The organism is Klebsiella grimontii, from assembly GCF_042137965.1.
In the GTDB taxonomy this organism is placed as follows: Bacteria; Pseudomonadota; Gammaproteobacteria; order Enterobacterales; family Enterobacteriaceae; genus Klebsiella; species Klebsiella grimontii.
Map to the genome: position 1 here is coordinate 3,881,634 of NZ_CP169721.1, position 25,467 is coordinate 3,907,100.

The 25,467-nt window shown below is 59.8% G+C and carries 24 protein-coding genes and 1 riboswitch; of the genes, 7 read left to right on the forward strand and 17 right to left on the reverse strand.

Annotated elements, in window-relative coordinates; genetic code table 11:
• Positions 1 to 52: 52 nt before the first annotated feature.
• The 6 genes from ACE3MN_RS18255 to moaA form a co-directional block, all read right to left on the reverse strand.
• Complete coding sequence (locus ACE3MN_RS18255; RefSeq protein WP_004135244.1) at positions 53 to 757, reverse strand: Bax inhibitor-1 family protein; 705 nt, start codon at positions 755 to 757, stop codon at positions 53 to 55.
• Between the two features lie 44 nt (positions 758 to 801).
• Positions 802 to 1,254, reverse strand: a complete 453-nt coding sequence (gene moaE / locus ACE3MN_RS18260) for a molybdopterin synthase catalytic subunit MoaE (RefSeq protein ID WP_004135245.1) — start codon at positions 1,252 to 1,254, stop codon at positions 802 to 804.
• Position 1,255: 1 nt separating this feature from the next.
• Entirely contained in the window at positions 1,256 to 1,504 is a 249-nt protein-coding gene (gene moaD / locus ACE3MN_RS18265; protein ID WP_004135247.1) for a molybdopterin synthase sulfur carrier subunit, read from the reverse strand.
• Complete coding sequence (moaC, locus tag ACE3MN_RS18270; RefSeq protein WP_049086697.1) at positions 1,497 to 1,985, reverse strand: cyclic pyranopterin monophosphate synthase MoaC; 489 nt, start codon at positions 1,983 to 1,985, stop codon at positions 1,497 to 1,499. Before moaC ends, moaD begins: the two co-directional genes overlap by 8 nt.
• Before the next feature lie 3 nt (positions 1,986 to 1,988).
• Positions 1,989 to 2,501: a molybdenum cofactor biosynthesis protein B gene (gene moaB, locus ACE3MN_RS18275; RefSeq protein WP_004135251.1), complete on the reverse strand. Its 513-nt coding sequence runs from the start codon at positions 2,499 to 2,501 to the stop codon at positions 1,989 to 1,991.
• 21 nt (positions 2,502 to 2,522) lie between these two features.
• Positions 2,523 to 3,512, reverse strand: a complete 990-nt coding sequence (gene moaA, locus ACE3MN_RS18280) for a GTP 3',8-cyclase MoaA (RefSeq protein ID WP_004135253.1) — start codon at positions 3,510 to 3,512, stop codon at positions 2,523 to 2,525.
• Positions 3,500 to 3,638, reverse strand: a riboswitch (molybdenum cofactor riboswitch). Its footprint overlaps the gene before it by 13 nt.
• Before the next feature lie 208 nt (positions 3,639 to 3,846).
• Here moaA and yvcK point away from each other — a divergent pair.
• From yvcK to pmrB, 4 genes are all read left to right on the forward strand, one after another.
• A complete protein-coding gene (gene yvcK / locus ACE3MN_RS18285) occupies positions 3,847 to 4,752 on the forward strand; it encodes a uridine diphosphate-N-acetylglucosamine-binding protein YvcK (protein WP_004135255.1) in 906 nt (301 codons plus the stop codon).
• 111 nt (positions 4,753 to 4,863) lie between these two features.
• Positions 4,864 to 6,507, forward strand: a complete 1,644-nt coding sequence (gene eptA / locus ACE3MN_RS18290) for a phosphoethanolamine transferase EptA (RefSeq protein WP_131930244.1) — start codon at positions 4,864 to 4,866, stop codon at positions 6,505 to 6,507.
• The gene (gene pmrA / locus ACE3MN_RS18295) at positions 6,504 to 7,175 is read left to right on the forward strand and encodes a two-component system response regulator PmrA (RefSeq protein WP_004135258.1); all 672 of its coding nucleotides are present in this window, start codon (positions 6,504 to 6,506) and stop codon (positions 7,173 to 7,175) included. The genes eptA and pmrA overlap by 4 nt, the downstream gene beginning before the upstream one ends.
• A gap of 4 nt (positions 7,176 to 7,179) precedes the next feature.
• Complete coding sequence (gene pmrB, locus ACE3MN_RS18300) at positions 7,180 to 8,277, forward strand: two-component system sensor histidine kinase PmrB (RefSeq protein WP_004135260.1); 1,098 nt, start codon at positions 7,180 to 7,182, stop codon at positions 8,275 to 8,277.
• 301 nt (positions 8,278 to 8,578) lie between these two features.
• Here the strand turns inward: pmrB and uvrB are convergent, their stop codons facing one another.
• Entirely contained in the window at positions 8,579 to 10,594 is a 2,016-nt protein-coding gene (gene uvrB, locus ACE3MN_RS18305) for an excinuclease ABC subunit UvrB (protein ID WP_004135262.1), read from the reverse strand.
• A gap of 701 nt (positions 10,595 to 11,295) precedes the next feature.
• Here uvrB and ACE3MN_RS18310 point away from each other — a divergent pair.
• The gene (locus ACE3MN_RS18310) at positions 11,296 to 12,018 is read left to right on the forward strand and encodes an ABC transporter ATP-binding protein (RefSeq protein WP_004135264.1); all 723 of its coding nucleotides are present in this window, start codon (positions 11,296 to 11,298) and stop codon (positions 12,016 to 12,018) included.
• Here ACE3MN_RS18310 and bioD read toward each other — a convergent pair.
• The 4 genes from bioD to bioB are packed head-to-tail and all read right to left on the reverse strand — an operon-like array spanning position 11,960 to position 15,608.
• Positions 11,960 to 12,682, reverse strand: a complete 723-nt coding sequence (gene bioD / locus ACE3MN_RS18315; RefSeq protein ID WP_004135266.1) for a dethiobiotin synthase — start codon at positions 12,680 to 12,682, stop codon at positions 11,960 to 11,962. The two genes, ACE3MN_RS18310 and bioD, sit on opposite strands and share 59 nt — an antisense overlap.
• Entirely contained in the window at positions 12,675 to 13,430 is a 756-nt protein-coding gene (bioC, locus tag ACE3MN_RS18320; protein WP_024360143.1) for a malonyl-ACP O-methyltransferase BioC, read from the reverse strand. Before bioC ends, bioD begins: the two co-directional genes overlap by 8 nt.
• Entirely contained in the window at positions 13,414 to 14,571 is a 1,158-nt protein-coding gene (gene bioF / locus ACE3MN_RS18325) for an 8-amino-7-oxononanoate synthase (RefSeq protein WP_098140516.1), read from the reverse strand. The genes bioC and bioF overlap by 17 nt, the downstream gene beginning before the upstream one ends.
• Positions 14,568 to 15,608 (reverse strand): biotin synthase BioB, encoded by a 1,041-nt coding sequence (bioB, locus tag ACE3MN_RS18330; protein WP_024360145.1) that lies wholly within the window; start codon positions 15,606 to 15,608, stop codon positions 14,568 to 14,570. The genes bioF and bioB overlap by 4 nt, the downstream gene beginning before the upstream one ends.
• An 85-nt stretch (positions 15,609 to 15,693) precedes the next feature.
• Here bioB and bioA point away from each other — a divergent pair, with 85 nt between their 5' ends.
• On the forward strand, positions 15,694 to 16,983 hold the full coding sequence (gene bioA, locus ACE3MN_RS18335; RefSeq protein ID WP_102650077.1) for an adenosylmethionine--8-amino-7-oxononanoate transaminase: 1,290 nt from the start codon (positions 15,694 to 15,696) through the stop codon (positions 16,981 to 16,983).
• Positions 16,984 to 17,052: 69 nt separating this feature from the next.
• Positions 17,053 to 17,529: a kinase inhibitor gene (locus ACE3MN_RS18340; protein WP_004132457.1), complete on the forward strand. Its 477-nt coding sequence runs from the start codon at positions 17,053 to 17,055 to the stop codon at positions 17,527 to 17,529.
• A 104-nt stretch (positions 17,530 to 17,633) separates the two neighbouring features.
• Here ACE3MN_RS18340 and ACE3MN_RS18345 read toward each other — a convergent pair whose 3' ends face one another.
• From ACE3MN_RS18345 to hutI, 6 genes are all read right to left on the reverse strand, one after another.
• Positions 17,634 to 19,013, reverse strand: a complete 1,380-nt coding sequence (locus ACE3MN_RS18345) for an amino acid permease (protein ID WP_049086687.1) — start codon at positions 19,011 to 19,013, stop codon at positions 17,634 to 17,636.
• Positions 19,014 to 19,113: 100 nt separating this feature from the next.
• The gene (gene hutH, locus ACE3MN_RS18350) at positions 19,114 to 20,637 is read right to left on the reverse strand and encodes a histidine ammonia-lyase (protein ID WP_082237408.1); all 1,524 of its coding nucleotides are present in this window, start codon (positions 20,635 to 20,637) and stop codon (positions 19,114 to 19,116) included.
• On the reverse strand, positions 20,634 to 22,322 hold the full coding sequence (hutU, locus tag ACE3MN_RS18355; protein WP_049086685.1) for a urocanate hydratase: 1,689 nt from the start codon (positions 22,320 to 22,322) through the stop codon (positions 20,634 to 20,636). The genes hutH and hutU overlap by 4 nt, the downstream gene beginning before the upstream one ends.
• 143 nt (positions 22,323 to 22,465) lie before the next feature.
• On the reverse strand, positions 22,466 to 23,191 hold the full coding sequence (locus ACE3MN_RS18360) for a histidine utilization repressor (protein ID WP_004134948.1): 726 nt from the start codon (positions 23,189 to 23,191) through the stop codon (positions 22,466 to 22,468).
• Positions 23,192 to 23,244: 53 nt separating this feature from the next.
• A complete protein-coding gene (gene hutG, locus ACE3MN_RS18365) occupies positions 23,245 to 24,201 on the reverse strand; it encodes a formimidoylglutamase (protein ID WP_049086684.1) in 957 nt (318 codons plus the stop codon).
• Positions 24,198 to 25,415 (reverse strand): imidazolonepropionase, encoded by a 1,218-nt coding sequence (gene hutI, locus ACE3MN_RS18370; protein ID WP_102650070.1) that lies wholly within the window; start codon positions 25,413 to 25,415, stop codon positions 24,198 to 24,200. The genes hutG and hutI overlap by 4 nt, the downstream gene beginning before the upstream one ends.
• Positions 25,416 to 25,467 lie beyond the last annotated feature (52 nt).

Sequence of the window (25,467 nt, forward strand, 5' to 3'; positions counted from 1 at the left end):
CTGCGAGCCGGTAGCGCGGATAAGGCGCATCGCGCCGCCACCCGGGAACGAGTTAACGACGGTTGCCGAAAATGCGCAGCAGCATCAGGAACAGGTTGATAAAGTCCAGATACAGCGTCAGCGCCCCAAGAATCGAGTATTTGCGCAGCGTTGACGCATCGCGAACGTCAATCTGCTCGCCGATGTTTTTCAGCTTCTGGGTGTCATAGGCGGTCAGGCCGACAAATACGATCACCCCGATGTAGGTCACTGCCCACATCAGCGCTTCGCTCTTCAGCCAGAAGTTAACCAGCGACGCCAGCAGGATACCAATCAGCGCCATAAACAGCATATTGCCGAAGCCGCTCAGATCGCGTTTGGTGGTGTAGCCGTAAAGGCTCATCGCGCCAAACATCCCGCCGGCCACCACGAAAGTACTGGCGATCGACGAGTAGGTATAGACGATGAAAATGCTGGAAAGCGTGAGCCCGGTGAGCGCCGAATAGAGCATAAACAGGGTGGTCGCCATCCCTGCGCTCAGCCGCTGCACCATGCCGGAGAGCACGAATACCAGCCCCAGTTGGGCGATGATCAGGCCGAAAAAGGTTATTTTGCTGGAAAAGACGAACATCATCACCGCAGGAGTATTGGCCGCAAACCACGCGATAAACGCCGTGAGCAGTAGCCCGACCGTCATCCAGCCGTACACCTGCGCCATATAAGTTTGAAGTCCGCTGCGACCCTGTACGATCGCCCCGGAACGAGGATATCTGTCCATGACTGTCTCCTGATTAACGAAATTTATCTTCTAAGCGTACCACACTACCAGCGTTCTGCCGCCCTGCGGTCGCTATCTCGCGCATCGACCCAGCGCTCGCCTTCCGGCGTCGCTTCGCGCTTCCAGAACGGCGCGCGGGTTTTCAGGTAATCCATAATAAACTCCCCCGCCGCAAACGCGCTGCCGCGATGGACGCTGGTGACGCCGACAAAGACAATCTCTTCTCCGGGCCACATTTCGCCGATACGGTGAATCACCGTGACCCGCCCCAGCGGCCAGCGCTCGCGCGCCAGCTCAACGATTTCCGCCAGCGATTTTTCGGTCATCCCCGGATAGTGCTCAAGAGTCAGCGCTTTGACGCTGTCGCCAAGGTTGTGGTTGCGAACCTTGCCGGTAAAGGTCACCACCGCGCCGTCTTCATCGCGCTCGGCCAGCCAGGGATATTCGTCGCCGACCTTAAAGCGGTCGTGGCTAACGATAATACGCGTCTGCGTCATCTTATCCTCCGGTGACCGGCGGGAAAAACGCCACTTCATCGCCGGCCGCCAGCGGATGATCAAACGTCGTCAGCGTCTGGTTTACCGCCGCCAGTAGCTTGCCCTCCTCCAGCGCCAGCGCCCAGCGGTCGCCGCGGGCGATCAGCTGCTGGCGAACGGCTTCAACCGTGGAAAGCCCGTGCGAATCGAGCGTCAGGGAATCGGTGCCGAGCAGTTCGCGCACCTGAGCAAAAAAAAGGACCTTAATCATGGCTATCTTCCACTTTAAAATCGCCGGACTTGCCGCCGCTTTTCGCCAGCAGGCGCACCGGACCAATCACCATATCTTTCTGTACCGCTTTGCACATATCGTAAATCGTCAGCGCGGCGACTGAGGCGGCGGTCAATGCTTCCATCTCAACGCCGGTTTTCCCGGTCAGGCGGCACAGGGATTCGATGCGCACCCGGTTATGCTCGGGCTGCGCCTGCAGATGGACTTCGACTTTGCTCAGCATCAGCGGATGGCACAGCGGAATAAGCTCCCAGGTGCGTTTTGCCGCCTGGATCCCGGCGATGCGCGCGGTGGCGAAGACGTCGCCTTTGTGATGGCTGCCGTCGATAATCATCGCCAGCGTCGTGGCCTGCATCTCAACATAGGCCTCGGCGCGCGCTTCGCGAACCGTCTCCGCTTTCGCCGAGACATCGACCATGCGCGCTTCGCCGGCGGCGTTAATATGGGTCAGCTGTGACATAAATTACTTCTTAAGGTGAGAGATAAAGTTGCACGGGCGCGTACGCGCATCGAGCTGCGGCGCAATAATATTGTCCCATGCGGTACGACAGGCTTTGGTTGAGCCAGGCATCGCAAAAATCAGCGTACGGTTGGCGACCCCGGCAACGGCGCGGGACTGCAGGGTCGAGGTGCCGATCTCTTCGAAGGAGAGCATGCGGAACACCTCGCCGAAGCCTTCGACCTCACGGTCAAACAGCGGCAGCAGCGCTTCCGGCGCCTGGTCGCCGTCGGTAAAGCCGGTGCCGCCGGTAATCAGCACCACCTGCGCCTCATCGCCGGCAATCCACGCCGACACCTGGGCGCGAATGGCGTAGCGGTTCTCTTTAACAATCGCCTTATCGACGATGACGTGGCCCGCCTCCTCTGCCGCATCGCGCAGCCAGTGGCCGGAGGTGTCGTCCTCTTCGCCGCGTCGGCTGGAGACGGTGAGAATAGCAATACGGGTCGGGATAAACTCAGCGCTGGCCTGGCTCATCTGATCGCTCCTTAAAATGAATTATCCACCGATATACGACAGGTTCTGCGTAATACCGGTGTTGCCCTGATGCAGGAAATGAGTTTGCTTTTTGTGCGTTAACGCCTCGGAAATTCTCGCCTCCAGCGCCGACTGCTGCCGCTCATCGGCGAGCAGATCGCGCAGGTCGACGCCGCCTTCACCGAACAGGCACAGGTGCAATTTACCCACGGAAGAGACGCGCAGGCGGTTGCAGGTAGCGCAGAAATCTTTTTCATAAGGCATGATCAGGCCGATTTCCCCGGCATAGTCCGGATGGCAAAACACCTGCGCCGGGCCGTCGCTACGCTGGCGGATCTGATGGATCCAGCCGCGGCGCAGCAACTCATCGCGCAGCACCATGCCCGAAATGTGATGGCGGCGAAACAGATCGCTGCCTTCGCCGGTTTCCATCAATTCAATAAAACGCAGCTGAATGCGGCGCGGCTGGATCCACGCCAGAAAGGTGTCGAGCTGGTGATGGTTAACGTCGCGCATCAGCACGGTATTGACCTTCACTTTTTCGAAGCCAGCGGCAAAGGCGGCATCGATGCCGTCCATCACCTGACGAAACTTGTCCTGGCCGGTGATGGCGTGAAACTGACGCGCATCGAGGCTGTCCACGCTGACGTTAATCGCCGTCAGCCCGGCATCGCGCCAGCTTTCAACATCCCGCGCCAGCCGGTAGCCGTTGGTGGTGACCGCAATCTGGCGAATGGAGGGATTTTCCCGCACGGCGGCGATGATGTCGGTAAAATCGCGACGCAGCGAAGGCTCACCGCCGGTCAGGCGCACCTTTTCCGTCCCCAGGGCGGAGAACGCGCGAGTGACGTGACGGACCTCATCGACGCTGAGGAAGCCTTTATTGGTGACGGCGCCGGGCTTATAGCCATCGGGCAGGCAGTAGGTGCAACGAAAGTTGCAGACGTCGGTAATTGATAAGCGCAGATAGTAAAACTTCCGCGCATATGCATCGGTAAGCTGTGAAGCCATAGACACCTTTCCAAATACGGGAGACGCGGTCATTTCTTTCCACGCCCTGGTGACAACCGAAGTTGTCACGGCCAAAGCACCATATCTTTTGACACAGGCACAGAGGCTAGAGTGTTAACGGGTTATGCCGATAGTAGCGCTTTCATAACGGTTTCGCCATTTCCGATTTCGTTATATATTCAATTACATATCGCTACGATCGCGCATTTTCGCTACAGAATAGCTAAAAACCACGCTTTTGCATTGATGTCGGTCAGTTTGTCAGGTCCCGCCCATCGTCTTTTAGGGGTAGATCGGTTACTGTGAGCCCGATTAATTGTTATAAGGGATTTTTATGCGCAATCGTACTTTCGCCGATCTTGATCGCGTTGTGGCTCTCGGCGGCGGGCACGGGCTGGGCCGGGTGATGTCATCCCTCTCTTCGCTCGGTTCACGCCTTACCGGCATCGTCACCACCACCGATAACGGCGGCTCTACGGGACGCATTCGTCGCGCGGAAGGCGGCATCGCCTGGGGCGATATGCGCAACTGTATTAATCAACTTATCGCTGAACCCAGCGTGGCGTCGGCGATGTTTGAGTACCGTTTTAGCGGCAACGGCGAACTTTCCGGGCATAACCTCGGAAATCTAATGCTTAAGGCGCTGGATCACCTGAGCGTCCGGCCGCTTGAAGCGATCAATTTGATCAGAAATCTCCTTAAGGTTGACGCGTTTCTGATCCCGATGTCGGAACAACCGGTCGATCTGATGGCCATTGACCACGAAGGGCACGAAGTCTACGGCGAAGTGAATATCGATCAGCTTGCCAGCGTGCCGCGCGAGCTTATGCTCTCGCCGCCGGTCCCCACCACCCGCGAAGCGATAGAAGCCATCGCCGAAGCCGACTTAATTCTGATTGGCCCCGGCAGCTTCTATACCAGCCTGATGCCGATTCTGCTGCTCGATGAGATGGCGCAGGCGCTACGCCGCACGCCCGCGCCGATGGTGTTTATCGATAATCTGGGCAAAGAGCACAGCCCGGCAGCCAGCCTGACGCTGGCGGACAGAGTCGCCATTATGGAACAGCAGATCGGTAAACGGGTGATTGACGCGCTGGTGGTCGGCCCGAAGGCCGATATCGCAGGGATTGAAAATCGGGTCGTCATTCAGACGCCCCTTGACGCCAGCGATGTGCCCTATCGTCACGATCGGCAGCTATTACGCCGCGCGCTGGATAAAGCGATTCAGGCCTTAGGCTAATCCTCAAAGCAGGCTTATTGTCGGGACACAATCAGGCTGGCTTAAAATCTTAAGGTTGTCTTAAAAAAAAACGGGCAGCATAGCGAACATCTCTTTATGTGGACGTTCGCTATGTCGTTATTTTCTTTACGCCGGCCAATGCTTAACCGTACGGTCTATTTGATTCTTTTCGCCAGCTATATCGGTCTGGTGCTGAATATCGCTTTCTATCGCCAGGCGTTTACCCTGCTGCCGGTCAACGGTCTGCACAACTGGCTGGTGTTCCTCAGTATGCCGATTGTGGCCATCAGCGTGATGAATATCATCACCACGATAGCGTCGTTCCTGAAGCTTGACCGCCTCGTCATCAGCCTGTTTATTTTGCTTAGCGCCTCGGCCCAGTATTTTATCTGGACCTTCGGGGTGATTATCGATCGGGCGATGATCACCAATATCCTCGATACCACGCCCGCCGAAAGCTTTGCGCTTCTCTCCGGCAGAATGGTCTTGATACTGGGTCTCACCGGCGTTCTGGCGGTGGTCGCGGCCTGGTGGGTTAAAATCCGCAAACCGGCAACCCTGTGGCGCAGCGTGGCGATACGGCTGGCGAGCATCGTGGTTTCAGCGCTGCTGATTATGCTGGTCGCGGCATTTTTTTATAAGGATTACGCCTCGCTGTTTCGCAATAACAAAGAGCTGGTGAAGTCCCTGAGCCCGTCAAACAGCATTGTGGCGGTGAATTCATGGTATGCGCATAACAGAATGGACAATCTTCCGCTGGTCAAAATTGGCGAAGACGCGGTTCAGAAACCGGTGATGCGCAGCGGACCGCGGAAAAACCTGACCATCGTGGTATTAGGCGAAACCTCAAGGGCGGCCAACTTTTCCCTGAACGGCTACGCCCGCGAGACCAACCCGCGCCTGAAACAGGATAATGTTATCTATTTCCCCGATACGACCTCTTGCGGCACCGCGACTGCGGTTTCCGTACCGTGCATGTTCTCTAATATGCCACGCGCCCACTATGATGAAGAGCTGGCGCACCACCAGGAAGGCGTGCTGGATATCCTGCAGCGGGCGGGAATTCAGGTGCAGTGGAATGATAACGACGGCGGCTGCAAAGGGGCCTGTGACCGGGTGCCGCATCAGAACGTCACCGATCTCAAGCTGAGCGGCCAGTGCATCGACGGCGAGTGCTACGATGAGGTGCTATTCCATAACCTGGATAGCTATATCGACAATCTTCAGCAGGACGGAATTATCGTTCTGCACACCATCGGCAGCCACGGTCCGACCTACTACAATCGCTATCCGGCACAGTTTAAACAGTTTACGCCGACCTGCGATACCAACGAAATTCAGAGCTGTACCCAGCAGCAGCTCACCAATACCTACGACAATACGATTTTGTATGTCGATTATGTGGTCGACAAAGCGATAAAATTACTGCAGTCAAAGCAGGATAAATTCACCACCAGCCTGGTGTATCTGTCGGATCACGGCGAGTCGCTTGGCGAGGATGGGGTATATTTGCACGGGCTGCCGTGGTCCATCGCGCCGGAGACGCAAAAACACGTCCCGATGCTGCTGTGGCTGTCCGCGGATTATCAACAGCGCTATGGCGTCTCCAGCCAGTGCTTGCAGCAGAAAGCGAAAACGCAAGCGTATTCGCAGGATAATCTCTTCTCCACCCTGCTCGGTCTGCTCGGGGTCAGCACCCGCGAGTACCAGGCAACAGACGATATTTTAACGCCATGTAGAGAGGCAGGCCGATGAAAATTTTAGTCATTGAAGACGATGCGCTCCTGTTACAGGGATTAATCCTGGCGATGCAAAGCGAGGGCTACGTCTGCGACGGCGTGTCAACCGCCCACGAAGCCGCGCTCTCTCTGGCCAGCAATCACTATAGCCTGGTGGTCCTCGACCTCGGCCTGCCGGATGAGGACGGCCTGCACTTCCTGGCGCGTATGCGGCGGGAAAAATTCAGCCAGCCGGTGCTGATCCTCACCGCCCGTGATACCGTTGATGACCGCATCAGCGGCCTGGATACCGGCGCGGATGACTACCTGGTTAAGCCGTTTGCGCTGGAAGAGCTTAACGCCCGTATTCGCGCCCTGCTGCGTCGTCACAATAATCAGGGCGATAACGAACTGACCGTCGGCAATTTACGCCTGAACGTCACCCGGCGGCTGGTCTGGCTCGGCGAGCAGTCTCTGGATTTAACCCCCAAAGAGTACGCCCTGCTTTCTCGTCTGATGATGAAGGCGGGCAGCCCGGTGCATCGCGAAATTCTCTATAACGACATTTACAGCTGGGACAACGAACCGGCCACCAACACGCTGGAGGTGCATATCCATAATCTGCGCGATAAGGTCGGCAAATCACGCATCCGCACCGTCCGGGGCTTTGGCTATATGCTGGTTGATAACGCGGAGACGGAATAACGCTATGGCTTTTTTTGTCAGTGAAAACTGGACCATGCGTCATCGGCTGCTGCTGACAATTGGCGCAATCCTGGCGGTGTGCCAGTTGATCAGCGTGTTCTGGCTGTGGCATGAAAGCCAGGAACAGATACAGCTGCTGGTCGCCAGCGCCATCGAAGGGCATAACAATCAGAAGCATATTGAGCATGAGGTTCGCGAAGCGGTAGCCAGCCTGCTGATCCCGAGCCTGCTGATTATTGGCCTGGCGCTGTATATTTCCCTGCTGGCGGTTAAAAAAATCACCAGGCCGCTTTCCCGACTGCAGCTCGAGCTGGAAAGCCGTACCCCGGATAATCTGCAGCCTATCGCGCTGAAAGAATCGGTTCCTGAAGTGACCGCAGTGACCACCGCGATCAATCAGCTGGTATCCCGCCTGAATTTAACCCTCGATCGCGAGCGCCTGTTTACCGCCGACGTCGCCCATGAGCTGCGCACGCCGCTGGCCGGGCTGCGGCTGCACCTGGAGCTGCTGGCGAAAGTGCACGGCGTTAACGTGGATCCGCTGATACAGCGTCTCGATCAAATGACCAACAGCATTACTCAACTGCTTCAGCTGGCGCGCGTCGGCCAGTCATTCTCCGCCGGTAGCTATCAGCAGGTTGCGCTAAAAGAGGATGTTTTCGAGCCGCTGCAGGACGAGCTCGAGACGATGCTGCAGCAGCGCCAGCAGAAGCTGGTGTTCAGTGATAAAGAGGGTGAAGCGGTAGTTTCGGGCGACGCCACGCTGGTGCAGGTGATCCTGCGCAATCTGGTGGAAAACGCCCATCGCTATAGCCCGACGGGGTCGACGATTAAAGTGTCGATAGCGCCCGGCCCAACGCCAATTCTGGCGGTCGAAGACGAAGGCCCGGGAATCGATGAGGCGAAAAGCGGTGAATTAAGCAAAGCGTTCGTTCGCATGGACAGCCGCTACGGCGGTATTGGTCTTGGGTTAAGCATCGTCACCCGCATCGCCCAGCTGCACGACGCGCAGTTCTTTTTACATAACCGTCAGCCCGGACCCGGCGTTCGCGCCTGGGTACTCTTCCCTAAAGCTTCGCGTCAGAACGTCAGCACCCACTGATGGAAAAAGGCAACGACGATAACAAACGCGCAGGTGACTGCCAGGTATTCGCGGAAGGTTAATTTTTGCATGGCGCTATCCTCAGTAAAGTGAGGATAGTTTCGCCAAACAAGATTAAGCCAACATTAAGCATCACGGAAAATCACGACAGAGGGGCAATAAATAACCAAAGCGTTCTGGCCACCTCGTTTTGACGCATGTGCTCGCTTTTCTGTCGGGTGGCGGCTAACGCCTTTTCCGACCTACGAAAAACACATCCTGTCCATCACCCCGAAGACCGTAAGGCCCGGCGATAACTCCGCTACGACGCGGCGATAAACAGCTCGCGCAGCTGATGAAGCTGGTCGCGAATTTGCGCCGCCTCTTCGAACTCCAGGTTCTGCGCGTGCTGCATCATCTGCCCTTCCAGTTCGTGAATCTTCTGCTGAAGCGCCTTCGGCGTGAGGGCGACCGTATCCGCCTCAACCGGAGAGCGGGACTTGCCGCGCCCCTTGGTTTTGGTTTTCGCGATATTCTGACCGAGCGCCAGAATATCGACCACTTTCTTGTTGAGCCCCTGCGGAACAATGCCGTGCTCTTCGTTATACGCCTGCTGCTTCTCACGGCGGCGCTCGGTTTCACCGATCGCTTTCGCCATCGACGGGGTGATTTTATCGCCGTAGAGAATCGCTTTGCCGTTGATATTTCGCGCCGCGCGGCCAATGGTCTGAATCAGCGAGCGTTCAGAGCGCAGGAAGCCTTCTTTATCGGCGTCCAGGATCGCCACCAGCGAGACTTCCGGCATATCCAAACCTTCACGCAGCAGGTTGATGCCCACCAGCACGTCAAACTCGCCGAGGCGCAGGTCGCGGATAATCTCCATGCGCTCCACGGTGTCGATGTCCGAGTGCAGGTAGCGAACCCGCTCGCCGTGCTCTTCCAGATATTCGGTTAAATCTTCCGCCATCCGTTTGGTCAGCGTCGTGACCAGCACGCGCTCGTTGATCGCGGTGCGGAGGCGAATTTCCGAGAGCAGGTCGTCGACCTGGGTGCCTACCGGACGCACCTCGATGATCGGATCCAGCAGCCCCGTCGGGCGAACAACCTGGTCCACCACCTCGTCGCCGGATTTATCCAGTTCATAGGCCCCCGGCGTCGCCGAAACGTAGATCGTTTGCGGCGCCAGGGCCTCAAACTCTTCAAACTTCATTGGCCGGTTATCGAGCGCCGACGGCAGACGGAAACCATACTCCACCAGCGTCTCTTTACGCGCCCGGTCCCCGCGGTACATGCCGCCGATTTGCGGGATCGTAACGTGGGATTCATCGATCACCAGCAGACCATCGGCCGGCAGGTAGTCAAACAGCGTCGGCGGCGGCTCGCCCGGGCCGCGGCCCGACAGGTAGCGCGAGTAGTTTTCAATCCCCGAACAGTAGCCCAGCTCGTTCATCATTTCGAGGTCGAACTGCGTACGCTGGCTTAGACGCTGCTCTTCCAGCAGCTTGTTGTTCTCCAGCAGCACCTTACGCCGCTCCGCCAGTTCCACTTTAATCTCTTCCATCGCCTGGACGATGCGCTCGCGCGGGGTGACGTAGTGGGTCTTCGGGTAGACGGTGAAGCGCGGGATGGTCGACTCGATATGACCGGTCAGCGGATCGAATAGCGACAGGCGCTCAACTTCCTCATCGAACAGCTCAACGCGCAGCGCGACGTCGTCAGATTCCGCCGGGAAGATATCAATCACTTCGCCGCGCACGCGGAAGGTACCGCGCTGGAATGCCTGATCGTTGCGGGTATACTGCAGCTCGGCCAGGCGGCGCAAGATAGCGCGCTGGTCAATGATCATGCCCACCGTCAGGTGCAGCATCATCTTCAGATAGAGGTCCGGGTCGCCCAGGCCGTAAATAGCGGAGACCGACGCCACCACCACCACGTCGCGACGCTCCAGCAGGGCTTTGGTCGCCGACAGACGCATCTGTTCAATGTGTTCGTTCACCGACGCATCTTTCTCGATGAAGGTGTCCGAGCTTGGTACGTAGGCTTCCGGCTGGTAGTAGTCGTAGTAGGAGACGAAATACTCCACCGCGTTCTCCGGGAAGAACTCTTTCATCTCGCCGTAAAGCTGCGCCGCCAGGGTTTTGTTCGGCGCCAGCACCATCGTCGGGCGCTGCAGGTCAGCAATAACGTTGGCGATAGTAAACGTTTTACCTGAGCCGGTTACCCCGAGCAGCGTTTGATGCGCCAGGCCATCTTCCAGCCCCTCTTCCAGGCGACGAATGGCTTCCGGCTGGTCGCCGGAGGGACGGAAAGCAGAATGCAGCTTGAACGGTTTACTCATCAATCAGAACCTGAAGAAGGGTTGAATGGCAGGTGTTTAATTCTACTCGTCAGCTCAGCTTTTGCCAATAAAAAATACTGGATATAAAGCCAGTATCCTATTATCGTATCCGGGCTAATTCGCGCTTTTTACCGCCAACATGGGCAAATAAAAAGCGCTTTACGGGATAATCCGCCACTCTGTAGGGTTATCCCCAAAAAGTATTGTCATTTAACATTTGTCAAGCGAGAGGATGAATGTTTTATGGCAGCCGGTGACACTTTTCTTACAGGCATTGCTTTTATCTAATCAATTGATATTTAATATAATTTAATAAAAGACGGGTTTCGCGTCAATTCGCCCGCAGGCCGCGTACTCTCTAGCTTACCGCAAGTTTTCTAACTCTAATGCACAAGGTTATCCACAGGAATAGTGGATAACTGTCTGCAGCCCATGACCCGTGCCACCCGCACAAAACCGATCGCCTCGGCAAAAACCGTCGCGAAAAAAATTAATTGAATTTTTTTTGCTGTTTATCGAGGAAGAGCAGCGAAATTTTTTGCACCACATTTCAGCGCGCGGGCACCGGGAAAGTGCAAGGTCGATCCGCTTTCGCCCGGCAGCACCTGTATAGACCAGCAAATACCGAGAGTTCTTTTTCCTGGCAAGAGATTTGCAGAATCTTCTTGTCGCCTGCTATCCCAGGAAAGGAGAAAACGTCTATGTTGAGTCTACGTGCCGTGAATCACTATTACGGAAGCCAGCACACGCTGTGGAATGTCGACCTCGAGCTCAGGCCCGGTAAATGCACCTGCGTAATGGGGCTTCAGGGGATGGGTAAAACCACGCTCGTCAACTGCATTACCGGCCATCTGCCGGTGGCCAGCGGCAGTATGACCTGGCAGGACGGCGGATCGGCGCCCTATGACCTGATGCCGCTCTCCGCGCAGTCGCGCAGCGCCATCGGCATTGGCTACGTCCCGCAGGATAAACGGATCTTTTCGCAGCTGAGCGTCGAGGAAAATCTGCATATCGCCCTCGCGGCGGGCGGCGAACCGGCGTCAGCGGTCGCCGGAGAGATTTACGATCTGTTTCCCGAGCTGTACGCTCTGCGGCAAAGTAAAGGGATTACCCTGACCGCCGACGACCAGTACCAGCTGGCGCTGGCGAGAGCGCTGATAACCCGCCCGCGCCTGCTGATCCTCGACGAGCCTTCGCGCGGCGGCGGCCAGCGTTTCCTGCACAAGCTCGGGGATTTACTGATGCGCCTGAACCGCGATATTGGCCTGACGGTGCTGATCGCCGAACAGCATCTGCCGTTTATTCGCCGGGTGGCGGATCGTTTCTGTCTACTGCACTGCGGACGCAGCGTCGCTCAGGGCGACGTTAACCAGCTGGATACTCCGCTGCTGGCGAAGTGGATGACGCCCGATCCAGCGCGCTGAGGTCGAGATACTGCCCCAGATCCTCACGCTGAACCGCATTCGCCAGCCACGGGATCTCGCCGAGCAACGGCGCGGGCAGTACGCGCTTCAGCGTCGCCAGATACTCAGAGTGGCGCCTGCCCGGCGGCTGGATATCATTGGCTATCCAACCCGCCAGCGGCAGCCCGGCCTGAAGCACCGCCTGAGCGGTAAGCATCGCATGGTTGATGCACCCCAACTTAACGCCAACCACTAAAATCACCGGCAGCCGCTCTTCCCGTACCCAATCGGCAAAGGTCAGCGTCTGCGAAAGCGGCGTAAACCAGCCCCCCGCCCCTTCCACCAGCAGCCAGTCAGACAGCGCTTCCAGACCGCGCAGGCCTGTAGAGATCGCGGCGGCGTCGATCGGCCTCCCTTCTTCAGCGCTGATAATATGCGGTGACGTCGGCTCAGCAAAGGTAAACGGGTTGACCTGCTCGTAGCGTAGCGCCACCCGGCTATTGCGCTGTAAAGCCAGCGCATCCTCGTTGCGCAACCCCTGCGGCGTATATTCGCTGCCGGAAGCCACCGGTTTGTAGCCCGCGCTCTTAAATCCTTCGCGGTTGGCCGCCTGCAGCAGAGCGCAGCTGGCGACGGTTTTACCCACTTCGGTGTCGGTACCGGTAACGAAAAAACGTTTAATCACGTTCGATAACTCCTGTGAAAAGATGATACGTCAGCGGACACTGGCCCTGCTGCTGCGGCCAGGCGAGCTGAAGCTGCCGCAGCTTGCCGCGGCTGAGCGTAGCTGCGCCGCGCCCGTGGTGTAGATGGGTCGCGCCAATGCCTTTAAGCGAGCGCATCGCGCTGAGCGCGTCGGCAAACGGCAGCGTGATGGCGTGGACGTGGCCGCTGGCGCGGCGACCGGCCAGCGCCTGACGCACCGCCTGCTCGCTGAGAAAACGGTTGGCGTGCGGCCGCGCATCGATGGCTCGCCAGGCCTGATTGAGCTCCGGCAATGAACCAGACAGCAGCGTACTAAACGCGACGCGCCCGCCGGGGCGTACCACCCGGGACAGCTCATCAATGGCGGTAGCGAGATTGTCGCACCACTGAACCGCAAGGTTGCTCCACGCCAGGTCAACGCTGCCGTCCGCCAGCGGGAGCGCTTCGATGTCGCCCTCGACGTAGCGGTGCGCGCAGTTTCCGCGGCGGGCTTCCGCCAGCATGTCGACGGAAAGATCCAGCGCCGTCACCCGGCTCCCTGCATCGCGCCAGAAACGGCTTACGCTACCGGGGCCGCAGCCCGCGTCCAGCACTTCAGGAAAGGTCTTGATATCGAGCTGTTCCAGCAGCAGAGAGGCGCTTAGACGCTGTAATTCGTCGTGCTGGGTGTAATGCCCCGCCGCGCGGCCAAACGCCGCCGCGATGGCGCGCTTATTCACCGCCGTCATGCAGCACCTCCAGCAGGCGGGCGATATCGGCGGATTTATGCGCGGCGGTCAGCGTCAGGCGCAGCCGCGCGCTGCCGACGGGGACCGTCGGCGGGCGGATTGCCGTCGCCCAGCAGCCTTCCTCGCGCAGGCGGGCGGCCAGCCGCAGCGCGCGGGCGTTGTCGCCGACAATCAGCGGCTGAATCGCGCTGCCAGAATCGGTGAGTTCGCCGGGATAGCGGGTCATTCCCCGGCGAAAGTCGGCGATATGGCCAGCCAGCGTTTCCCGCCGCTCCTGACCCTCGTCGCCGCGAATAACCTCCAGCGCGGCGCTCAGCGCCACCGCCTGCGCCGGGGGCATGGCGGTGCTGTAAATCAGATGGCGGGCAAACTGCAGCAGATAATCCGCCAGCACCTCGCTGCACAGCACCGCCGCGCCGCTGACGCCGAACGCTTTCCCGAAGGTGACGATAAGCAGATCCGGGCGTACCTGCTGCGTATGGCAGCTGCCGCGCCCCTCTTCGCCGAGCGCGCCGATACCGTGCGCGTCGTCAACCAGCAGAAGCGCGCCCGCGGCCCGCGCCGCCTGGCACACCTCCGCCAGCGGCGCGCTATCGCCGTCCATGCTAAAAATGCCTTCGGTCACCACCAGCTGCTGGCCGGTAAGCGGTTTCGCCAGCAACTCGTCAAGATGGCGGCAGTCATTGTGCTGAAAGCGCCGCAGCTGCGCCGGACTCAGGCTGGCGGCTTCCAGCAGCGACGCGTGGCTGAGACGGTCGGCGACAATCCGATCCTCTTTGCCCGCCAGCGCGGCAATCACCGCCTGGTTCGCGGCAAAGCCGGAAATAAACAGCAGCGCGCGCGGATAGCCCAGCCAGTCGGCCAGCTGCTCCTCCAGCGCGCGGTGCGCCTCGCTATAGCCGCTGACGTGGCCGGAGCCGCCGCTGCCGACGCCGTAGCGCTCCGCGCCCTGCTGCCAGGCTTTGACAATAGCCGGATGCTGGCTGAGGCCAAGATAATCGTTGCTGGAAAAATTGAGCCAGCGCCGTCCTTCGCGGCTGAGCCAGCGTCCTGCGCCCAGCGTCACCGGCAGGCGACTGCGCAAGGCATCCGCCGCCCGCCGCTCCTCCAGCGCCAGCTCGATGCGGTGCTGCCAGCTCATAGCGCCGCCGCGTTGTAATATTCCTCGGTATCCGGATTCATCAGCGCCTGCTCCAGGCGCTGCTGCTGGGCGTTATCGCCTTCCAGCACCGCGGTCTGCTGCGGGTTAATCCCCAGCTTGCGGAACAACTGCAGGTCTTTGTCCTCTTCCGGGTTTGGCGTGGTCAGCAGCTTGCAGCCGTAGAAAATCGAGTTCGCTCCGGCCATAAAGCACAGCGCCTGGGTCTGTTCGTTCATCTGTTCGCGCCCGGCGGAGAGGCGCACGTGCGAGGTCGGCATCATGATGCGCGCAATGGCGATAGTGCGGATAAAATCAAAAGCGTCCACGTCGTCGTTGTCCGCCAGCGGCGTGCCTTTAACCTTCACCAGCATGTTGATCGGCACGCTTTCCGGCGGCGTCGGCAGATTGGCCAGCTGCAGCAGCAGCCCGGCGCGGTCTTTAACCGTTTCGCCAAGCCCGACAATCCCGCCGGAGCACACTTTAATCCCGGCATCACGCACCTTGTCGAGGGTGTCCAGGCGCTCCTGGTAGGTACGGGTGGTGATGATATTGCCGTAGAATTCCGGCGAGGTATCAAGGTTGTGGTTGTAATAATCCAGACCGGCGCCGGCCAGGCGCTGCGCCTGGCTATCGTCGAGCGTACCGAGGGTCATGCAGGCTTCCAGCCCCAGCGCTTTCACCCCTTTCACCATCTGCTCAAGATACGGCATATCGCGGTCGTTAGGGTTCTTCCACGCCGCCCCCATGCAGAAGCGGGTTGAACCGGCTTGTTTCGCCTGTCGCGCCGACTCCAGCACCTGTTCAACTTCCATCAGGCGTTCGGATTCAAGGCCGGTTTTATAGCGTGCGCTTTGCGGGCAGTATTTGCAGTCTTCCGGGCAGGCACCGGTTTTAATCGACAGCAGCGTGCTGACCTGAACCTGGCGCGGGTCAAAGTGCTGACGATGGATCTGCTGCGCTTCAAACAGCAGGTCCAAAAATGGTTTATTAAATAACTCAGTGACTTGCGACATTGTCCAGCGTGGGTGGTGAGCCATTAGCCTCTCCAAAGGGTTTTGTTAATTGTCGGTTCGGTTTATACTCGTAAACCTAAATGTTTTCAAAATGGTTTACAAGTCGATTATGACAATGGACGATCTCGCTTTCGATCGGCGCCACATCTGGCACCCTTACACTTCAATGACTTCGCCGCTGCCGGTCTATCCGGTGGTGGCCGCCCACGGCTGTGAGCTGACCCTCGCCGACGGCGGGCAGCTGGTTGACGGCATGTCGTCCTGGTGGGCGGCCATTCACGGCTACAACCACCCGCGGCTGAACACGGCGATGAAAGCGCAGATTGAGCAGATGTCGCACGTGATGTTCGGCGGGATCGTTCACCCTCCCGCGATCGCCCTGTGCCGCCAGCTGGTGGCGATGACGCCGGAAAGCCTTGAGTGCGTATTCCTCGCCGATTCCGGTTCCGTCGCCGTTGAAGTGGCGATGAAAATGGCGCTTCAGTACTGGCAGGCGAAGGGCGACCCGCGCCGGCGCTTTCTCACCTTCCGCAACGGCTATCATGGCGATACCTTCGGCGCGATGTCGGTCTGCGATCCGGCGAACTCAATGCACAGCCTGTGGCAGGGTTATTTACCCGATAATCTCTTCGCCCCGGCGCCGCAAAGCCGCTTTGACGGCGAGTGGGATGAGCGGGATATCGTGCCGTTCGCCCGACTGATGGCCGCCCATCGTCATGAAATCGCCGCGGTGATCCTCGAGCCGATTGTCCAGGGCGCGGGCGGCATGCGGATGTACCATCCCGAATGGCTCAGGCGGATCCGCAAGATGTGCGATCGCGAAGGCATTCTGCTGATTGCCGATGAGATTGCCACCGGCTTTGGCCGGACGGGTAAGCTGTTCGCCTGCGAGCACGCGGGTATCGCGGCGGATATTCTGTGCCTCGGCAAAGCGCTGACCGGCGGCACCATGACGCTCTCCGCCACCCTCACCACCCGTCAGGTGGCGGCAACCATCAGCGACGGTCAAGCCGGCTGCTTTATGCACGGCCCGACCTTTATGGGCAACCCGCTGGCCTGCGCGGTGGCGACCGAGAGCCTGCGCCTGCTGGAAAGCGGCGAATGGCTGCAGCAGGTGGCGGCCATTGAAGCGCAGCTCAACGCCGAGCTGGCGCCGGCGCGCGAATCAGAGCAGGTTGCCGATGTGCGGGTACTGGGAGCGATTGGCGTGGTCGAGACGCATCGATCGGTCAACATGGCCGCCCTGCAGCGCTTTTTCGTCGAGCAAGGCGTGTGGATCCGCCCGTTCGGTCGCCTGATCTACCTGATGCCGCCGTACATCATTACGCCGGAGCAGCTGAGCCGCCTGACGCGGGCGGTTAACATCGCTGTTCAGGATGAAACATTTTTTAGCGAATAAGAGACGGTAAAGGCGCGGCTCACGCGCTACACTTCTTCGCTAATCAGTGAATTAATGCGAGGAAAGACGATGAAATTAATCAGTCATGATTTGCAGGATGGCGAGAAGCTGCCCAATCGTCATGTCTTCAACGGCATGGGCTACGATGGCGATAATATTTCGCCGCATCTGGCGTGGGACGATGTCCCGGCCGGAACCAAAAGCTTTGTGGTGACCTGTTTCGATCCCGATGCGCCGACCGGCTCCGGCTGGTGGCACTGGGTGGTGGCCAACCTGCCGGCCGATACCCGCGTGCTACCGCAGGGGGCGGGCTCCGGACAGGCGGAACTGCCCGAAGAAGCGATTCAGACCCGCACCGATTTTGGCCAGGCCGGATACGGCGGCGCGGCGCCGCCAAAGGGCGAGACCCATCGCTATATCTTTACCGTCCACGCGCTGGACGTCGAAAAGATTGCCGTCGATGAGGGCGCAAGCGGCGCGATGGTCGGCTTTAACGTCCATTTCCACAGCCTCGGCAGCGCATCGATTACCGCCCTGTTTAGCTAACGATCCCGGATTGCGGCGTAAACGCCTTATCCGGGCTACAGGTGAGTGCGATTGGGTAGCCCGGGTAAGGCGTCAGCCGCAACCCGGGAAAACCAAAACAATAACTACTCTGTTACCGCCAGTACGGCGTTTTTGCGCACACGCGCAAACCACACCGCCGTCAGCAGTCCAAGCCATACCAGACCGGCGATCAGCGCAATCCGCGTCTCCTCCACCATTCCCAGCACCGCGATGACCAGCCCCATAAACAGCAGCGTCAGCAGCGGGGCAACCGGCCACAACGGCACCGGGAACGCGATATTGCCGCGCTCTTCAGCGGACAGGCCGCGACGCATCGCAAAGTGAGCCAGCAGGATCATCACCCAGACCCATACCGTCGCGAAGGCCGCCAGTGAGGCAATCAGCACAAACACCTGCTCCGGCATCAGGTAGTTCAACACCACCGCCGCCAGCAGCGCCACGCCCATCACCACCACCGTCATCCACGGCACGCCGTTGCTGGCGATACGCTGGAAGCTCTTCGGCGCCAGCCCCTCTTTCGCCATACCGTACATCATGCGCCCCGCGCCGAAAATATCGCTGTTGATCGCCGAAATACTGGCGCTGATGACGATGATATTCAGGATGGTGGCCGCCGCTGGAATACCCAGACCATCAAAAATCAGCACGAACGGACTGCCCCGCTCGCCGAAGCTGTTCCACGGGAATATCGCCATCAGAATGGCCAGGGTGCAGACATAGAACAGCACGATACGCAGCGGGATAGTGTTGATCGCCTGCGGGATCACCTTCTGCGGATTCTTCGCTTCCGCCGCGGTGACGCCGATAATCTCGACGCCGCCAAAGGCGAACATCACGATACCGAGCGAGGCAATAATCCCCTCCCAGCCGTTAGGGGCAAAGCCGCCATGGCTCCATAGGTTCTCCAGCCCGGTTGCCGGGAAAGCGTTACCGAACCCGAAGAAAATAATACTGCCGCCCGCCACAATCATGGCGATAATCGCCACCACTTTAATCAACGACAGCCAGAACTCCATCTCGCCAAAAACGCGCACGCTGCACAGGTTCATGGCGCCGATAAAAAAGATAATGCTCAGCACCCAGATCCAGCGCGGAACATCGGGATACCACAGCCCCATATAGATGCCGAAAGCGGTAACGTCCGCGAGGGCGACGATCACCATTTCAAAAGTGTAGGTCCAACCGGTGATAAACCCCGCCAGCGGGCCAAGATACTGGCGCGCGTAGCTGCTGAAGGAGCCGGAAACGGGGTTACGCACCGCCATTTCCCCCAGCGCGCGCATCACGATAAACACCGCCGCGCCGCCGATCAGATAGGCCAGCAGTACCGCCGGACCCGCGGCTTTGATCGCCGATGCCGAGCCGTAAAATAGCCCGGTACCGATGGCGGAGCCGAGCGCGATAAAACGAATGTGCCGGGCGTTCAGCCCGCGCAGCAGGTGTGGCTTGTTTTGTTGTTGCATATGCAAGTGTCCTGATAGTTTTTATACGACGACAAATATGCGTGTAGGGCGGCCGGGAAGAAGCGATCTTCCCGGCGCGGGTACAGAGAACAGCGATGGTTTAGAGCACGGCGGGCAGCAGCCGCGTCAGATGACGCGCCGCCAGAAGCGCAATGGCGTTTTCGATATCCGGGGCGAAGAAACGATCCTCGGTGTAATGGGTGACCCGTTCGCGCAGCAGGTGCCGCGCCTCTTCCAGCAGCGGGCTACTGGTCAGGCCTTCGCGCATATCCAGCCCCTGTACGGAAGCCAGCCACTCAACGGCCAGCACACCGCGGGTATTTTCCGCCATCGCCCACAGGCGACGCCCGGCGGCTGGCGCCATGGAAACGTGGTCCTCCTGGTTGGCGGAGGTCGGCAGACTGTCCACGCTGTGCGGATGCGACAGCGCTTTGTTCTCGCTGGCCAGCGCCGCCGCCGTCACCTGGGCAATCATAAAGCCGGAGTTGACGCCGCCGTTTTTCACGAGGAACGGCGGCAGCTGCGACATATGGCTGTCCATCATCAGGGCGATGCGGCGCTCGGAGAGCGAGCCGATCTCGGCAATCGCCAGCGCGATATTATCCGCCGCCATCGCCACCGGTTCGGCGTGGAAGTTACCGCCGGAAATCACGTCATTCTCGCTGGCAAATACCAGCGGGTTGTCGGATACCGCGTTGGCTTCCACCAGCAGCACCTCCGCCGCCTGGCGAAGCTGGGTCAGGCAGGCCCCCATCACCTGCGGCTGACAGCGCAGAGAATACGGGTCCTGCACCTTGGTGCAGTTATGGTGCGACTGGGAAATAGCGCTGTCGTCGGTCAGCAGATGGCGATAGAGCGCCGCGGCGTCAATCTGCCCGCGCTGGCCGCGCGCTTCATGAATGCGCGGGTCAAACGGCCGGCGCGACCCGAGCGCCGCCTCGGTGGTTAACGCCCCGCAGACCACCGCGGAAGAGAATAGATCTTCGGCTTCGAACAGGCCGCGCAGGGCAAACGCCGTCGAGGCCTGGGTGCCGTTGAGCAGCGCCAACCCCTCTTTCGCCGCCAGAGTAATCGGCTCAAGCCCCGCCTGACGCAGCGCTTCCGTCGCCGGCAGCCACTCCCCGCCGCGCACCCGCGCTTTCCCTTCGCCAAGCAGGGTTAAGGACATATGCGCCAGCGGCGCGAGATCGCCGGACGCGCCGACCGATCCCTTCGCTGGGATCCACGGCGTCACGCCCGCGTTGACCAGGCCAATCAGCGCCTGGATCACGCTCAGGCGAATCCCGGAAAAACCGCGCGACAGGCTGTTAATTTTCAGCACCATAATCAGACGCGCGAGGTCGTCATCCAGCGGATCGCCTACTCCCGCCGCGTGCGACAGCACCAGCGAGCGCTGCAGGTTTTCCAGGTCTTCGGTAGAGATGCGGGTTTGCGCCAGCAGGCCAAAACCGGTGTTGATGCCGTAGGCGGTGCGGCCTTCCGCCAGAATGGCGTTAACGCAGGCGACGCTGTCATCAATCGCCGCGAACGCGCTTTCGTCGAGGGCGAGCTTTAGTGGCTGACTGTAGACGTCGCGCAGCTGCGACAGGCTGAGTTGACCCGGAATCAGTGTTAAAGCGTTCATTTAGCGTGCCCCTGCGTTGCTGCCACCATCGGAAGATTCAAACCTTGTTCTGTCGCGCACTCAATCGCGATATCGTAACCCGCATCGGCATGGCGCATCACGCCGGTCGCCGGATCGTTGTGCAGCACCCGGGCGATACGCGCCGCCGCTTCATCGGTACCGTCGCAGACGATAACCATGCCGGAGTGCTGCGAAAAGCCCATCCCTACCCCGCCGCCGTGGTGCAGCGACACCCAGGTCGCGCCGCTGGCGGTGTTAAGCAAAGCGTTGAGCAGCGGCCAGTCGGAAACGGCGTCGGAACCATCGCGCATCGCTTCCGTTTCGCGGTTCGGGCTGGCGACGGAGCCGGAGTCAAGGTGGTCGCGGCCAATGACAATAGGCGCGGAGAGTTCGCCGCTGCGCACCATTTCGTTAAACGCCAGCCCCAGCTTCTGCCGCCACTCGAGGCCTACCCAGCAGATACGCGCCGGTAGTCCCTGGAAGCTGATACGCTCGCGCGCCATATCCAGCCAGTGGTGCAGGTGCTTATCGTCTTTAACGATCTCTTTCACTTTAGCGTCGGTTTTATAGATGTCCTGCGGGTCGCCGGACAGGGCCACCCAGCGGAACGGGCCGATGCCGCGGCAGAACAACGGGCGGATATAGGCGGGTACAAAACCGGGGAAAGCAAACGCGTTGTCAACGCCCATCTCCTGGGCCATCTGGCGAATGTTATTCCCGTAGTCAAACGTCGGCACGCCCATGTCGTGGAAAGCCAGCATCGCCTGAACGTGGTCAGCCATTGAGCGCTTCGCCGCCAGGATAGTGCCCCGCGGGTCCGACTCGGCTTTAGCCTGGTACTCTTCCCAGCTCCAGCCTTTCGGCAAATAGCCGTGCAGCGGGTCGTGGGCGCTGGTCTGATCGGTCACCATATCCGGGCGCACGCCGCGCTTGACCATTTCCGGCACGATGTCGGCCGCGTTGCCGCACAGGGCGATCGAGATCGCCCGGCCTTCGGCGGTGTATTTTTTGATGCGCGCCAGGGCGTCATCCAGCGACGTCGCCTGTTCGTCAACGTAGCGGGTACGCAGGCGGAAATCGATACGGCTCTGCTGGCATTCAATATTCAGCGAGCAGGCGCCCGCTAAGGTCGCGGCCAGCGGCTGCGCGCCGCCCATGCCGCCCAGACCTGCTGTTAATACCCAGCGCCCCTTCAGGCTGCCCTGGTAGTGCTGGCGCCCGGCTTCAACGAAGGTTTCATAGGTGCCCTGCACGATGCCCTGGCTGCCGATATAGATCCAGCTGCCGGCGGTCATCTGACCGTACATCGCCAGCCCTTTAGCATCCAGTTCGTTAAAGTGTTCCCAGGTTGCCCAGTGCGGCACCAGGTTGGAGTTGGCGATCAGCACCCGCGGCGAATTTTCATGGGTTTTGAATACGCCCACCGGCTTACCGGACTGCACCAGCAGGGTTTCGTCGCTCTCCAGGTTTTTCAGCGCCTTCACGATGGCGTCGTAGCATTCCCAGTTGCGCGCCGCGCGCCCGATACCGCCGTACACCACCAGCTCATGCGGGTTTTCGGCGACATCCGGATCGAGGTTATTCATGAGCATACGCAGCGGAGCTTCGGTCAGCCAGCTCTTCGCATTTAGCGTCGTGCCACGCGGTGCACGGACGTCCTGCTGGCGGTATTTGCTTTGCGACATCGGGGGTTTCTCCTGACAATTAACGTTGTGTACGTAGATACATATACTTGTCTATACAAGCATGCGCAAGCCAGGATTTAACACAAATGATACATTTTTGTTATATTGCGTCAGCAATCACGTTTTGCCGACGCGCAGGAAGATCAGGAAGCAAAATGGCCCTGCAGACGGTAGCGGCTGCCGGGGAAAAGCAGACGCGCGTGGGAGACGATATGGGTAGTGGACCAGGTGCGGCGGCGGATCAGCAGACAGGGGTCGTGCGCGTGAATGTGCAACAGCGCGCACTCCTCAGCCGTTGCCTGCACCGCCTCGACAATATGCTCCCCTTCGGTCAGCGGGGCGATGAGCGACAGGTAGTCGTGGGGCGTGGTGGCGGTATAGTCCTGACGCAGATAGTCCGGCACCACGGCGGCGTTGACGCAGCGGTCCTCAATCTGTACCGGGACGTCGTTTTCAAAATGCACCATTAGCGAATGGAAAATCCGCGTACCGGCGGCCACGTTCAGCGCCGCGGCCTGAATCAGGTCGGCCTGCGTTTCCTCCAGCAGCAATACTTCACAGCGGTGCTGATGATGACGAGAGGCAATTTCTTCGGCGATGCTGCGCACTTCAAACAGCGCCGACTGCCCTTTCGGCTCTGCGACAAACGTCCCTACCCCCTGTAATCGCACCAGCAGGCCTTCATCAGTCAGTTCGCGCAGCGCCCGATTGATGGTCATCCGGCTAAAGCCAAACTGCGCCACCAGTTCCGCCTCCGAAGGAATGCGATCGTGCGGACGCCAGACGCCGCTGTGGATCTTTTCGCTGATAGCCTGTTTCACCTTTTCATAGAAAGGCGCAGGCGCGGAACGAGGTTGCGATGAGAACATGGCCGGGCTTCCTTGTGCGAATGGGCGCGAAACGTCCAGAATATACTGAATCGCTACTGCCACCAATGGGCGATTTGCCACGCCAGACGCGCTGCCGCGCGGGCTCCCTGGCTATCAATATCGTACTGCGGGTTAAACTCCACCAGATCCACCGCCTGGAGCTTACCGCTGCGGCACAGCGGCTCGACGATGCGCAGCAGCGTGGCCAACGGGATGCCGAGCGCGGCAGGCGCGGAGACGGCGGGCATTTCGCGCGCGGGCAGCACGTCGAGATCGATAGTCAGATACAGGCGATCGTAGCGGGCGATATTACGCGCGAGTTCCGGGATCGCTCGCGCTTCGAAAGCGTTAAGCACATCGAGATCTTCGATAATCGTCACCCCGCGGCGGGCGGCCTCGTCCAGCAGCGCCTGGGTATTGGCGGCGCGGCTCACGCCGATGCAGGCGTAATGAAAAGCGCGCCGCTGCGCTTCGCAGGCCAGCGCCAGCTGACGGAATGGCGTACCGGAGCTGGCCCGGTCGGCGATACGTAAATCCAGATGCGCGTCAAGATTAATAATGCCGACCTCCTCCCCGGGAAACGCGTCCAGAACCCCGGCGCCGTGGCCGAAGGCCGTCTCATGACCGCCGCCGAGGACCAGCGTACGCTTGCCCGCGCGTTGGCAGGCGGTTACCGCTTCGCGCAGCGCCTGCTGCGCCGCCTCCAGCGCGTCGTCCGCCACATGGATAGTCCCCATATCCACGCAGCGGTCATGTCCGTCATGGCTGGCCATATTGGCCAGCGCCCGGCGCAGGGTTTCCGGCCCCCTTTCAGCGCCGGTGCGCCCTTTATTGCGCCGAACCCCTTCATCACAGGCGAATCCCAGCAGGGCAATGTCGCCAGCCAGCATCTCCGGCTCAAAACGCTCGGCCCGGACGATAGTCTGAAACAGGCGCAGCGCGTTGGCCGCCTCCGCGCTGTCGTCGCGTCCCTGCCAAAGCGCGGCGGGGGTAGGTTGCCATAGCTTCATACGATTTCTCCACGAACGACGCGCTGCCAGAGCGGACTGCGCCCGGGCTCATAAACCATCTCCACCGGATGCTCCGCATCCCAGATAGCGAAATCGGCAACAAAGCCCGGCGCCAGCTGGCCGTGGCTCGCCTGGCGGCCCAGCGCCTGCGCCGCATGACGCGTCACGCCTGCCCACGCCTCCTCCGGCGTTAAGCCAAATTTCACGCAGGCCATATTCATCGCCAGATGCAGGCTGGCAAAGGGGCTGGTGCCGGGATTGTAGTCCGTCGCCACCGCCATCGGGACCTGATATTCACGCAGCAGTTCAACCGGCGGCCTGCGGGTTTCGTTAAGGAAATAGAACGCGCCGGGCAGGAGCACCGCCACGGTGCCGCTGCGGCTCATCGCCGCCACGCCTTCCGGCGTCAGGTATTCGATATGGTCGGCGGAAAGACCGTGATAGCGGCTCACTAATTCGGCGCCGCCCAGCGAAGAGAGCTGCTCGACGTGTCCTTTTACCGGAATACCCAATGCCTGGGCCGTGCTGTAAATCCGTTCCGTTTGCGTCGGGCTAAAGCCAACGTTTTCGCAGAAGGCATCGACGCTTTCAAATAGCCCCTCTTCCCACAGCGTGGGTAGAATGGTTTCACACACCAGATTGATATAGCCGTCCGGGTCGCCTTTATATTCCGGCGGCGTGGCGTGGGCGGAGAGCAGCGTTGGCGAAACCTCGACGGCATGCGTCGCGGCAAGCTGCTGTACGACCCGCAGCATTTTGCGCTCGTTTGCGAGATCCAGCCCGTAGCCGGATTTAATCTCGAGCGTAGTGACGCCTTCGCGCAGCAGAAGAGCCAGCCGCTGCCGGGCCAGCGCCAGCAGTTCGGCTTCGCTGCTATCGCGGGTGGCGCGCACGGTCGCGTTAATGCCGCCGCCGTTGGCGCTAATGGTCTGGTAGGAGACGCCGTTGAGGCGCTGCTCCCACTCCTGCGCCCGGCTGCCGCCGAAGACCAGGTGCGTATGGCAATCAATCAGCCCCGGCGTAAGCAGTCTGCCGCCGAGGTCAATACTCTGCCCTGCGGGCGCCTCGCCTTCTGGCACAATCGCTTCGATACGTCCGTTGCGTACCAGCAGCGCATGATGATCCAGCAGCCCGTAAGGCTGAGAGGAACGGGGGTCGAGTGTGGCAAGGCGGGCGTTTCGCCAGATTACGCGTTCGGAAAGGGTGTGTGTCATAGCCGTCAACTTGTCATGGGTTGTATAGACATTTATTTTGATCCCGCGCGAA

Excerpts from the sequence above, each read along its gene's own strand:
- ACE3MN_RS18255 (WP_004135244.1), bottom strand. The coding sequence starts at position 757 with ATGGACAGATATCCTCGTTCCGGGGCGATCGTACAGGGTCGCAGCGGA.
- moaE (WP_004135245.1), bottom strand. The coding sequence starts at position 1,254 with ATGACGCAGACGCGTATTATCGTTAGCCACGACCGCTTTAAGGTCGGC.
- moaD (WP_004135247.1), bottom strand. The coding sequence starts at position 1,504 with ATGATTAAGGTCCTTTTTTTTGCTCAGGTGCGCGAACTGCTCGGCACC.
- moaC (WP_049086697.1), bottom strand. The coding sequence starts at position 1,985 with ATGTCACAGCTGACCCATATTAACGCCGCCGGCGAAGCGCGCATGGTC.
- moaB (WP_004135251.1), bottom strand. The coding sequence starts at position 2,501 with ATGAGCCAGGCCAGCGCTGAGTTTATCCCGACCCGTATTGCTATTCTC.
- moaA (WP_004135253.1), bottom strand. The coding sequence starts at position 3,512 with ATGGCTTCACAGCTTACCGATGCATATGCGCGGAAGTTTTACTATCTG.
- yvcK (WP_004135255.1), top strand. The coding sequence starts at position 3,847 with ATGCGCAATCGTACTTTCGCCGATCTTGATCGCGTTGTGGCTCTCGGC.
- eptA (WP_131930244.1), top strand. The coding sequence starts at position 4,864 with ATGTCGTTATTTTCTTTACGCCGGCCAATGCTTAACCGTACGGTCTAT.
- pmrA (WP_004135258.1), top strand. The coding sequence starts at position 6,504 with ATGAAAATTTTAGTCATTGAAGACGATGCGCTCCTGTTACAGGGATTA.
- pmrB (WP_004135260.1), top strand. The coding sequence starts at position 7,180 with ATGGCTTTTTTTGTCAGTGAAAACTGGACCATGCGTCATCGGCTGCTG.
- uvrB (WP_004135262.1), bottom strand. The coding sequence starts at position 10,594 with ATGAGTAAACCGTTCAAGCTGCATTCTGCTTTCCGTCCCTCCGGCGAC.
- ACE3MN_RS18310 (WP_004135264.1), top strand. The coding sequence starts at position 11,296 with ATGTTGAGTCTACGTGCCGTGAATCACTATTACGGAAGCCAGCACACG.
- bioC (WP_024360143.1), bottom strand. The coding sequence starts at position 13,430 with ATGACGGCGGTGAATAAGCGCGCCATCGCGGCGGCGTTTGGCCGCGCG.
- bioF (WP_098140516.1), bottom strand. The coding sequence starts at position 14,571 with ATGAGCTGGCAGCACCGCATCGAGCTGGCGCTGGAGGAGCGGCGGGCG.
- bioB (WP_024360145.1), bottom strand. The coding sequence starts at position 15,608 with ATGGCTCACCACCCACGCTGGACAATGTCGCAAGTCACTGAGTTATTT.
- bioA (WP_102650077.1), top strand. The coding sequence starts at position 15,694 with ATGACAATGGACGATCTCGCTTTCGATCGGCGCCACATCTGGCACCCT.
- ACE3MN_RS18340 (WP_004132457.1), top strand. The coding sequence starts at position 17,053 with ATGAAATTAATCAGTCATGATTTGCAGGATGGCGAGAAGCTGCCCAAT.
- ACE3MN_RS18345 (WP_049086687.1), bottom strand. The coding sequence starts at position 19,013 with ATGCAACAACAAAACAAGCCACACCTGCTGCGCGGGCTGAACGCCCGG.
- hutH (WP_082237408.1), bottom strand. The coding sequence starts at position 20,637 with ATGAACGCTTTAACACTGATTCCGGGTCAACTCAGCCTGTCGCAGCTG.
- hutU (WP_049086685.1), bottom strand. The coding sequence starts at position 22,322 with ATGTCGCAAAGCAAATACCGCCAGCAGGACGTCCGTGCACCGCGTGGC.
- ACE3MN_RS18360 (WP_004134948.1), bottom strand. The coding sequence starts at position 23,191 with ATGTTCTCATCGCAACCTCGTTCCGCGCCTGCGCCTTTCTATGAAAAG.
- hutG (WP_049086684.1), bottom strand. The coding sequence starts at position 24,201 with ATGAAGCTATGGCAACCTACCCCCGCCGCGCTTTGGCAGGGACGCGAC.
- hutI (WP_102650070.1), bottom strand. The coding sequence starts at position 25,415 with ATGACACACACCCTTTCCGAACGCGTAATCTGGCGAAACGCCCGCCTT.